At 47.4% G+C, this 9,895-nt stretch carries 11 protein-coding genes; 4 read left to right on the top strand and 7 right to left on the bottom strand.

Features of this window, described 5'->3' with window-relative positions; genetic code table 11:
- A partial coding sequence (locus JHC35_RS08140) for a hypothetical protein (protein WP_295044025.1) occupies window positions 1-285 on the top strand: 285 nt, incomplete at its 5' end.
- 16 nt (window positions 286-301) lie between these two features.
- On the opposite strand, the gene truA is transcribed toward JHC35_RS08140, so the two are convergent.
- From truA to glmU, 6 genes are read right to left on the bottom strand one after another with little or no spacing between them, the layout of a single operon-like run.
- A complete protein-coding gene (gene truA / locus JHC35_RS08135; RefSeq protein WP_295044023.1) occupies window positions 302-1,030 on the bottom strand; it encodes a tRNA pseudouridine(38-40) synthase TruA in 729 nt (242 codons plus the stop codon).
- Window positions 1,027-2,049, bottom strand: a complete 1,023-nt coding sequence (locus tag JHC35_RS08130; protein WP_295044020.1) for an LptF/LptG family permease — start codon at window positions 2,047-2,049, stop codon at window positions 1,027-1,029. Before JHC35_RS08130 ends, truA begins: the two co-directional genes overlap by 4 nt.
- Window positions 2,042-2,791 (bottom strand): A24 family peptidase, encoded by a 750-nt coding sequence (locus JHC35_RS08125; protein ID WP_295044017.1) that lies wholly within the window; start codon window positions 2,789-2,791, stop codon window positions 2,042-2,044. Before JHC35_RS08125 ends, JHC35_RS08130 begins: the two co-directional genes overlap by 8 nt.
- Window positions 2,791-3,471 carry a di-trans,poly-cis-decaprenylcistransferase gene (locus JHC35_RS08120; protein ID WP_295044015.1) on the bottom strand — a complete coding sequence of 227 codons (681 nt, stop codon included), beginning with the start codon at window positions 3,469-3,471 and terminating at the stop codon, window positions 2,791-2,793. The genes JHC35_RS08125 and JHC35_RS08120 overlap by 1 nt, the downstream gene beginning before the upstream one ends.
- Window positions 3,468-4,736 (bottom strand): bifunctional phosphopantothenoylcysteine decarboxylase/phosphopantothenate--cysteine ligase CoaBC, encoded by a 1,269-nt coding sequence (gene coaBC / locus JHC35_RS08115; protein ID WP_295044028.1) that lies wholly within the window; start codon window positions 4,734-4,736, stop codon window positions 3,468-3,470. The genes JHC35_RS08120 and coaBC overlap by 4 nt, the downstream gene beginning before the upstream one ends.
- Entirely contained in the window at window positions 4,736-6,040 is a 1,305-nt protein-coding gene (gene glmU / locus JHC35_RS08110; RefSeq protein ID WP_295044012.1) for a bifunctional UDP-N-acetylglucosamine diphosphorylase/glucosamine-1-phosphate N-acetyltransferase GlmU, read from the bottom strand. The genes coaBC and glmU overlap by 1 nt, the downstream gene beginning before the upstream one ends.
- Window positions 6,041-6,139: 99 nt before the next feature.
- Between glmU and fliP the strand changes: the two genes are divergently transcribed.
- Genes fliP through JHC35_RS08095 form a run of 3 tightly spaced genes read left to right on the top strand, consistent with a single transcriptional unit; the run spans window position 6,140 to window position 9,263 of the window.
- On the top strand, window positions 6,140-6,874 hold the full coding sequence (gene fliP, locus JHC35_RS08105) for a flagellar type III secretion system pore protein FliP (RefSeq protein ID WP_295044009.1): 735 nt from the start codon (window positions 6,140-6,142) through the stop codon (window positions 6,872-6,874).
- 8 nt (window positions 6,875-6,882) lie between these two features.
- A complete protein-coding gene (gene trmA, locus JHC35_RS08100) occupies window positions 6,883-7,998 on the top strand; it encodes a tRNA (uridine(54)-C5)-methyltransferase TrmA (protein ID WP_295044006.1) in 1,116 nt (371 codons plus the stop codon).
- Window positions 7,995-9,263 (top strand): hypothetical protein, encoded by a 1,269-nt coding sequence (locus JHC35_RS08095; protein WP_295044003.1) that lies wholly within the window; start codon window positions 7,995-7,997, stop codon window positions 9,261-9,263. The genes trmA and JHC35_RS08095 overlap by 4 nt, the downstream gene beginning before the upstream one ends.
- Window positions 9,264-9,311: 48 nt before the next feature.
- Here JHC35_RS08095 and JHC35_RS08090 read toward each other — a convergent pair whose 3' ends face one another.
- The gene (locus JHC35_RS08090) at window positions 9,312-9,824 is read right to left on the bottom strand and encodes a rhodanese-like domain-containing protein (protein ID WP_295044000.1); all 513 of its coding nucleotides are present in this window, start codon (window positions 9,822-9,824) and stop codon (window positions 9,312-9,314) included.
- Between the last annotated feature and the right edge of the window lie 71 nt (window positions 9,825-9,895).

The following is a 9,895-nucleotide window of genomic DNA, read 5'->3' as shown; positions in this document are numbered from 1 at the left end:
GTAAGTTTAGTCAAATACACTAAACTTACTTTTGTACTGTTTTTGAAAAGAAAGATATGTACTTTTCTGTTTAGCCGAAAAGTACCAAAAGAGCATACCGCAATCCAAGAACGCTTCGCTCCTCTTGGCACTTCTGCCTTCGGAGCGGCTTTAGGTATTGGATTGCGGGATTATTTTAATTGCTGTCCGCAGAGCATCCTTAAAAGCGGCGCGCGAAGCAGAAGTGCAAGAGTCGCGCCAGCGATTTGCTCGAAGGACGATTTTCTTTTGATACTTTTCTTGTAAAAAAGAAAAGTATATATCAGTATTTGATGTGCGTGAGATAGAGTCCGTTGTGGGGTGCGATATCGGTGGAGTGGCGTTTGATGCAACTGATCTGCTCGATGAGCTGCTCTTTGGTCGCTTTCCCCGCCGAGATACGGAGCAAGAAACCAACCATAAGGCGGATTTGGGAACGTAAAAATCCGTTCCCCTCGAAGACGAGGATAAAATACCCTTTGTGCGAGTAGGTGTAGGCGCGATAGATGATACGGGTATGGTGTTCCAAATCATCGCCGCTTTTTTTGAAGAGTTCAAAATTATGAGTACCGATAAAACATCCAATGGCATCACAAATCGCTTCACGGTTCAGATGGGGGACAAAGGTGACGAAGTTGTCTTCGAACGGATTGATTGCATCCTCTTTGATAATATAGCGATAAACACGGCGCTTCGCACTGTATCGGGCATGAAATTCGCTTTCTACAAATTCGATCCGCCGTATCCGCATCGCGGAGGGGAGCTGGACGTTGAGCATCTCTTTGAGCCGTACTAAATCACTCCAAAATTCCGGAACATCGACATGGATAACCTGATGGGTGGCATGGACGCCACGATCGGTTCGTCCGGAGGCTTTTGGGGTAGCTGTGATTTTGAGCCGATGGAGTACGGTGATGAGATGCCCCATCACAGTGTTGTCCGTATTGGACTGCTGTTGAGAACCCATAAACGCCGAGCCGTTGTAGCTCAGGGTTATTTTGATACGGCTCAAAACCGGCTCCCCACCAGACGTTTATAAAAACTGTATCCAAAGAGAGCCCACAGGAGCGCCATAACCCAAATGGTGTGAAAACCGAGCCATTTTTGGGTAATCACGGATGCGGCATAAAACCCTATAACCGAGAAGAAAAGCCACAGATAAATCCACCGTTTCTGGTGGCGTGCATGGACGACTCCCAATGCAATAATCAAAAAGATAGAGATGAATGGAAAAAGGCTCAGCAAAGAGTTTGTGATGAAGCGCTGATTTTTCCGTTCACGCAGTTCATTGTTGGTCCAGTAATCAATCGTATTGCGATAAATCATCGGATCAGTGGATATTTTATCGTTGATAAACGCGGTTTTAAAAAGCATCATTTTTAAAAGCTGGTTATTGTAGCTGTAGCTCTCACCGTTGTCGAGTTTGAGTTTCAAAGTACCGCGTTCATTGATTAGTTCGGCCTTATCCGATTGGATGAGAACCTCGTCTTTCATCGCTTTGTTAAAAAGGACAACATCTTGAAATACACGGGAATTCGGATCGCTTTTGTTGACGAAAAGCATCCAGTCTCCGAAGTGGTGGCCAAACTCGGAAGCGGTGAGGTTGAATTTGGCTTCAGCCCTTTTTTTCTCTAAAAAGTTTGCCGAGATGATTTTGATGTAAGGGGTGACAATAATGAAATCAATTAACAATAAGAGGGTGAGCAACAAAGCGGGAATCGCCAACACCCGCGCGACATACGAGGGTGAAATTCCCAACGAAAAAACGACGACCATCTCATTGTCATTGGAGAGTTTATACAGACTCAATGCTCCGGCAACGACAAAAGAGATCGGGAGTGTATAGAACAACAGCTCCGGAATAACAAACAAATAGAGTTTTACCATCTCGATAATGGAGAGTTGGATGATCGCTGTATAGGTGGCGAGTTTGATCAGGAAGATGACCGATGCAATCGCGAACAGCGGGAGAAAGATCGAAAAAAACAGAATCGATAGGTGAGATAAAATATAGCCGCGTAATTTACCCATATATCCCCACTAGATAGTTGTTGACATAGCTATCGAACATTAAAACGATCCAGCACCCCATCGCGAGAAAAGGGATAAAAGGGAGCTCCTTGGACGCGTCACTCTCATCGCGGGTCAAGAGCAATGCGGGAAGTGCCAACACTGCGCCCAAGAAGATTGCAACAAGCCCTAGTTTAACCCCGAGCAGCGCCCCCATGGTTGCGGCGATCATAATATCGGCTTCTCCCATCGCTTCTCGTTTGATGGCGTAGGAGACATAAAAACGAAGCAGTGAAAACCCGCCCGCAAACAGGAGGGCATTGGTGACGTTGTACCCTAATTGTGTAAAAGAACTGACGCTCACAATCGCAATACTCAATGCACCGAGGTTCAGACTGTCGGGGACCACCTTGTAACGGTAGTCGATGGCAGAGAGGGCAAGGAGCAAATCAAAGGTGAGAGCGATACCGAGCGCTTGGAACGAGAGACCGAACTTCATTGCGCTGAAAAGGAAAATCAGAGCGCTGAAAAGTTCGATCATCGGATACTGAATCGAAATTTTTTCACCGCAAAAGGCACATTTTCCGCGAAGCATAAACCACGATATGATCGGAACGTTGTGCCATGCACGTAGAGGAGTATTACAGCTCATACAATGCGATGCGGGGAATGCGACGCTCTCATCGCGCGGTATACGGAGAATGACGACATTTAAAAAAGAACCAATCAGTGCTCCAAAGATAAATACAAACACTAATTCCATCAGTTCAATCCTCCGAAACGTCTTTCAACGGTTTTAAATTTTTTGATAATGGCTTCAAGCTCATCGGCGGTGAATTCGGGCCAAAGGGTTTTGGTAAAGAAAAGCTCCGCGTACGCTGATTGCCAAAGGAGGAAATTAGAGAGGCGCTGATCCCCTCCCGTACGAATGAGCAGATCGACGTCGTGAGAGCAGTCGAGCTGAGCATTGAGCGTATCGAAACTGATGAGTTCGCCGCGCTGGCATAATGTATTGGCGGCACGGACAATCTCATCGCACCCACCGTAGTTAAGCGCCAGACATTGTACTAAACCGTTGCATCCTTGAGTTGCTTTCTGAACGTCGTCGATGACCGCACGGAGCGATTTGGAAAAGATCGAGAGATCGCCGATCGGCTCAAAGCGGATATTATTCTTTAGATACGTAGCACGTTCGTTTTTGAGGTATTTTTCGAGCAGTTTCATCAAAAATTCGACTTCGATTTTCGGGCGTTTCCAATTTTCGGTACTGAATGCATAGAGAGTCAAGCGGTCAATCTCTTTGTGCTGGGCGCAGTAGGTGGTAATCGCGCGTACCGTTTCTGCACCACGCTCATGTCCGTAGGTGCGGCTTTTCCCCTGCGCCTCTGCCCAGCGGCCGTTTCCGTCCATGATAATGGCGATATGGCGAGGCTGGTTGCTCATAGCATTTCTGCGTGTTCTAAAAGTTTCAACGAGAGGGAGAGTTTATCACATTGAGGCAATGCGACACTCTGCTCAGCGGTGATAAAATCAATACGGTTGGTATCGCTTCCGAAAGGATTGGACGCATCGATGATGTTGAGACACACGGCATTAGCCCCTTTGTTGATCAACAACTTTTTCGCATTTTGGGTTGCAACGGCGGAATCAGTTTCGGCTTTGAACGCAACCGTTTTGATCCCCTCTTTGTTGCATGAAGCAAGAAGATCGCGATTTTGTTGCATGCTGATCGTCCACGATTCTCCGAGAAGCTCTTTTTTTAGTTTTCCCTCTTGCGGATGGGTTGGAATGTAATCACTCACCGCCGCTGCCATAAATAAAAACGGCTCTTTTTGGATCAACGCTATCGGCGCGTCGTGAATGAGCGAAGGCTTGGAAAGTTTCCCTTTTTTGGCGATACGGATCGAATCGGTGAGATACTCATCCATTTCCAAAGAGCTTTCCACATCGATGGTGTGAATGGAGGAGGGGAGATCGGAATCGAAGCGCGTTGCGATCAGATTGACGTCTGCTCCCCGCAAAAAAAGTGCGGTTGCAAGTGCCGAGGCCATTTTGCCGCTGGAACGGTTGGAAATGGTGCGGACATCGTCGAGTTTTTCGATCGTTCCGCCTCCGGTGACGATCACACGGCGATCACTCCAAAAATCACTTTTGAGCAGTATTCGGGCGCTTTGCCAAAAAATCTCTTGCGGTTCCGCCATAGCACCATCACCGACAACCTGACACGCCAACTCTTTGGTTTGTGTTGCGATAATTTCGTAATTGGCGATGGCGAGCATTTTTTGGGAGGCTTGAATCATCGGATTGTGAATCATATTGGTGTTGGCGGAAGGGGCAATGAGTTTGATTCCCGGAAAAGCCAAGGCACATTGAGTCAGCATCGTATCGGCGATACCATTGGCAAGTTTGGCGATAGTATTGGCGGTGGCAGGGGCGATAACGAAGAGATCAGCCCACTGTGTAATCTTGATATGGTTAAAATCATCCGCCCACGATTCGTTCTCATCATCGAGAACACGGTTGCGGCTGAGCGCTTCAAAACTCAGCGGTTGGACAAACTTTTTCGCGGCAGGGGTCATCACAACCCGTACCTCCGCCCCCGCTTTGATAAAAAGACGAAGCAGCTCAAGCGATTTGTACGCTGCAATCGAGCCTGTTATCCCAAGGAGGATCTTTTTGCCCTCTAAAAGATTGGAAGGGAGAATCATCATTTCCCTTTGCCGAAAAATTTGGTGAAAAATCCCGCTACTTTACGGATCGGGGTACGGCTGAGGATGAGGATGTCGCTCTCGTATTTTCCTGCCGTGACGGTTGTTCCTGCGGCGATCATGACGTTGTCACTGATCTCTACGGGTGCCACGAGCTGAGTATCGCTGCCGACGAAGACGTTTTTGCCGATGATGGTTTGGTATTTTTTGACACCGTCGTAGTTGCAGGTGATCGTTCCCGCGCCGATGTTGGTTCCGCTATCGATAGTCGCATCGCCGAGATAGCTCAAATGTCCCGCTTTGACTCCTGTGAGGGTCGATTTTTTCACCTCGACGAAGTTTCCGACGTGGGTCTCTTCGAGTATGCTGAGCGGTCGCAGATGAGCGAGCGGTCCGACATCGGAGTTTTTGACAATAGAGTCTTCGATGACGCTATGGGCTTTGATATGCGAATGGGAGATGAGGGTGTTACCGCAGAGTCGGACACCGTTTTCGATGATACACTCCCCCTCAAATTGCACCCCCTCTTCGAGATAGATCGTTTCGGGCAGCTGCATGATCACTCCCGCATCCATCCATGTGCGGCGGAGCCGATCCATCATAATCATCTCGGCATTGGTGAGATCATTTTTGGAGTTGACTCCCTTAAACTCTACCTCTTCGACATAGAGCGGTGAAATGGAGAGAGCGTCGTTACGCGCCATTTCGATGACGTCGGTGAGGTAGTACTCCCCTTGGGCATTCGCATTGGATAATTTTGGGATATAGGTTTGGAGAACATGATGCTTGAACGCGTACACTCCCGCATTGACGGTGTTGATCGCTTTTTCGGCATCTGTTGCATCTTTCTCTTCGACAATCCGTTGAACGCGATCGTTTTCGATGACGACACGTCCGTATCCCGATGGATTATCGAGCGGGATAACCGACATCACGATGTCGGCAGGATTGGCGAGGAATTTTTCAATAGACGAACGCTCTATAAGCGGCATATCGCCATTGAGGACGAGGACATCGTCGTATTTAGGATGCACCCCCATCATTGCTCCTCCGGTTCCGGGGAAGTTTTCGGCATCTTGGGTGACAAAGGTGAGATTCTCAAAATATTTTTCCATCGCAGCGATGACGGCATCTTTTTGGTGGGCGACGACGACGATGACATCATCGGTGATCTCACGCGCGGCTTTGATCGAGTAATAAAGCATCTCTCGTCCGCAAATCTCATGCAGTACTTTAGCTTTTGGCGATTTCATTCGAGACCCTTTGCCGGCGGCTAAAATGACGATTGAGAGAGAGTTGGACATGATGGCTCCTAGTAATTATTCGCGATATTTTATCAGATTTTAACGAGAACCACCCTTAGTCTATGGTATTATCACTTTTTTAATTTCGGGAGTGTCAATTTGGGTCGTTTTGTCTTCTTGCTTCTTTTTATCCCTTTTGCACTATGGGGTGCTGATCCGCAAGTACCCGCAATGAATTTTAATCTCACAGCGCCTGAAACTCCGGCAGAAGTGGTCAGTTCTCTCAATGTACTATTAGTTCTCACCGTCCTCTTTTTAGCCCCGAGTTTGGTGCTGGTGATGACCACCTTTACCCGTTTTGTCATTGTATTTGGATTTTTGCGTCAGGCGCTCGGAACACAGCAAGTTCCTCCGACACAGTTACTCGTTATGCTTGCGCTCATTTTGACGGTCTTTGTCATGGAACCGGTGGCGACGAAAGCATATGATGAGGGGATAAAGCCCTACAGTGAAGAGCGGATTACCTATGATGAAGCGTTTGAAAAAACGACCGAACCGTTCAAAAATTTCATGGTGCGTAATACCCGTGAAAAAGATCTAGCCCTTTTCTTGCGTATCCGTCACATGCAAAACCCTCAATCGATCAAAGAAGTTCCCCTTACCATCGTGATCCCGGCGTTTATGATCAGCGAACTTAAAACGGCCTTTGAGATCGGGTTTCTGCTCTTCTTGCCGTTTTTGGTCATCGATATGGTTGTTGCTTCGATTTTGATGTCGATGGGGATGATGATGCTCCCTCCGGTTATGATCTCGATGCCGTTTAAGATACTCGTCTTTGTCATGGTGGACGGATGGAATCTCCTCATCGGCAATCTGATCGCCAGTGTCAAATAGGGTAGTATATGCAGTGTAATTATTTCGGGGTGTGCGGCAGCTGCCGTGATTATGAGAACGGTTATGAGGGACAACTGAGCCACAAAGTATCCGCGGTCAAAGAGATGTTTTCTCCGCTCTATTCGGGTGAAATTGCTGTGTGCCCTTCTCCCGTACAACACTACCGCTCTCGCGCCGAATTCAAAATCTATCATGACGATGGAGGAATCTCCTATGCGATGAGCCGTCTCGATCGGCAAGGATCGTTGAAAATCGAGCGGTGTTCGATTGTCTCCCCTCATATTGCATCGGTGATGGATAAACTCCTCATCGAAATCAGTGATTTAGGGATCGCTCACAAGCTGTTTGGGGTCGATTTTTTAGCTTCAGGCGATGGGGAAATGACGCTGAGTATGCTCTATCACAAACCGCTCGATGAGGAGTGGCAGACAAAAGCGCGAGAACTCGAAAAACGGCTCGGTGTGTATGTCATCGGGCGGAGCCGAAAGCAAAAGCTGGTTCTCTCTCAGGACTATGTGACCGAAACGCTCCATATTCAAGGCAGAGAGTATCGCTACATCCATATCGAGAACAGTTTTACCCAACCCAATCCGAGGGTGAATGAGCAGATGATCGAGTGGTCACTTGCACAACTCGACAATATCGGGGGCGATTTGCTCGAACTCTATTGCGGTGCGGGGAACTTCACAATCCCGTTTGCCTCGAAATTCGATGCCGTATTGGCGACGGAAATCTCCAAAGCCTCTATTCATGCGGCGAAACAAAACATGGCACTCAATGGTGTTGAGAACATCGAGTTTGTCCGACTCTCGGCTGAGGAGTTTACTCAGGCGTTGGACGGCGTGCGCGAATTTCGCCGTCTTGAGGGGTTGCGTGTATCCGATTATCGCCTCAAAACCCTCTTCGTCGATCCGCCACGTGCGGGACTGGGAGAAGAGCCGTGTGCCTTTGCGTCGCGGTTCGATCATTTGCTCTATATCTCATGCAATCCCGAAACATTGCTGCGGGATTTGGAGATATTGAGCCAGACTCATACGATCGATGCGATGGCGGCGTTTGATCAGTTCCCCTATACTCACCATTTGGAGATGGGTGTGAAGCTAACCAAAAAAGGATCTCGGTGAAAAAAGCGGTTTTGCTCAGTGCACTCGGTGCGATGTATCTCTACGGCGCGAATACTAATCTTCAAGATGTGATTAACGAAGTCGCTAATTTACGGCAAAAATACGAGGAGTGTCGACAAACACAAAATAATAGTGTTTCGGCTTCCGAGAGTGCCGCAAAAATCAAAGGATACCAGACACGGATCGGTAATCTCGAAAATCAGATCAAACAAACCAACAGTGAGCTTCAATCGCTCAAAAAACTCAACACCGATATCGAACGGGAACTCTCTCAAAAAAGAGGGGTTGTTCAGAGTCTGGAACGTTCGTTGACTCTGAAAGATCAGCAACTGCGTGATGCTTCGGCTTTGAATGAGCGTCTTGGAAAAGAGGCTAATGCGATCAAAGTGGGAAAAATCGAGCGTGAAAGCCTCAAAAGCGCATTGGTTAAAGCAAAAATGGATGCTGAACAACTCGAAAAGTCGATGGGAAAAACCGACAAAGAGGTTGTTGCATTGCGTGCCTCTTTGGCATCGGCGAAAGCTGAGATCGAAAAGCTCCGTTCCAAGCCCACGCAAAGTACACCACCGGTTCCTACACCTGTTGTGAATACGAACCCCGATCAAAGTAACAAGATCAAAGCGCTCCAAAACGAATTGGCAAAAGCCAATGCCACCATCATACAGTTGCAAAATACTCCTAAAACGACTTCATCCGTTCATGAAAAAGTAGTAACGGTAACGAAAGTCGTTGAACCGACCGAAAAAATCGTCGCATTGCAACGCGAACTCTCTGCAGCACAAGCGACGATCGCGAAACTCAAAAATACAACCGGTGCGAAAACGGTGATCAAAGAGAAAATCGTTGAAAAAGTGGTCTATAAAGACCGTCTGATACCGCAAGAGAAAGTAGTTGAAAAAATCGTTTACAAAGACCGTCCGGTGATTCAAGAAAAGATTGTCGAAAAAGTGGTCTACAAAGATCGCCCTGTAGCTGCGGTTGCGGAGAAAGTGACACCAAAAACAGCGGTTGAATCAAAAACTCCTCTCACGGCTGCAGAACCGGTGAAAAAATCAGCTCCTTGTGTATACCGTATGGCAAGCGATGCACCGATTTACAGTGCACCGGGGGGACATGTCGTCGATACATGGGAAGCTCGTCGTTCGTTTACCTCTGGAACGGCTGCAAACGGATGGGTTAAAATTACCGGATATTTTGTGAATCGTGTGTGGACAAGAGCGGATCAGGAACTGTGGGTAAAAGAGAGCGACGTTATCAAACGATAACGGATCGGCCAATCGAAGACCTGCTCCGAAGGCATTCAAAATGAATCATCAAAAACCGTCATACGGCAATTTTGCCTCTTTCCATCCGAACATAAATCCGTTTTCGAGATTATAAGCTTTGATCCCCTCTTTGGCGAGGAGATTCGCTGCCGCTTTTGATCTTGGACCGCTTCGGCAGACCAGAATAACCGAGTCGACGTGACGCATTTTCATGGCAGTCATGACATCGGTGACGAAATTTTTGTTGAAAACCTCTTTGGCATCGTAGAGCTTTTGAATATCTTTATGCTCTTTTGCCTTGTCGGTTTTGAGCTCAAACTCCGAACTTTTTACCCGCTCTTCGATCGATTTTGGGATATAGGTCCACTCATAGGCGGGGATATTGATAAATCCCTCTCCATGCCCCGTATAGATGTATTCGAGGGTAGTACGGACATCGACAATGATCGCTTCGCCCTTTTTTTGCATTTCGTGTGCTTCGGTCGCGCTAAGGTCTCCCTCATACACGTCATCAGCTTGTAAAGCGGCACAGACCAGCAGCAGAAAGAATAACTTTTTCATATAGTTCCAATCCTCACAAAATTATAACAAACGGGATTGTATCTTAAAAAGATTACACACAGATGAAAAAA

The sequence above is a fragment of the Sulfuricurvum sp. genome (assembly GCF_022759005.1).
Classification (GTDB): Bacteria; Campylobacterota; Campylobacteria; order Campylobacterales; family Sulfurimonadaceae; genus Sulfuricurvum.
Note: the sequence above shows the minus strand (reverse complement) of the source record. Positions and strands in the feature narration are given on the sequence as shown.

Coding starts and splice junctions, on each gene's coding strand:
- JHC35_RS08130 (WP_295044020.1), bottom strand. CDS start 2,049: ATGGGTAAATTACGCGGCTATATTTTATCTCACCTATCGATTCTGTTT.
- JHC35_RS08125 (WP_295044017.1), bottom strand. CDS start 2,791: ATGGAATTAGTGTTTGTATTTATCTTTGGAGCACTGATTGGTTCTTTT.
- JHC35_RS08120 (WP_295044015.1), bottom strand. CDS start 3,471: ATGAGCAACCAGCCTCGCCATATCGCCATTATCATGGACGGAAACGGC.
- coaBC (WP_295044028.1), bottom strand. CDS start 4,736: ATGATTCTCCCTTCCAATCTTTTAGAGGGCAAAAAGATCCTCCTTGGG.
- glmU (WP_295044012.1), bottom strand. CDS start 6,040: ATGTCCAACTCTCTCTCAATCGTCATTTTAGCCGCCGGCAAAGGGTCT.
- trmA (WP_295044006.1), top strand. CDS start 6,883: ATGCAGTGTAATTATTTCGGGGTGTGCGGCAGCTGCCGTGATTATGAG.
- JHC35_RS08090 (WP_295044000.1), bottom strand. CDS start 9,824: ATGAAAAAGTTATTCTTTCTGCTGCTGGTCTGTGCCGCTTTACAAGCT.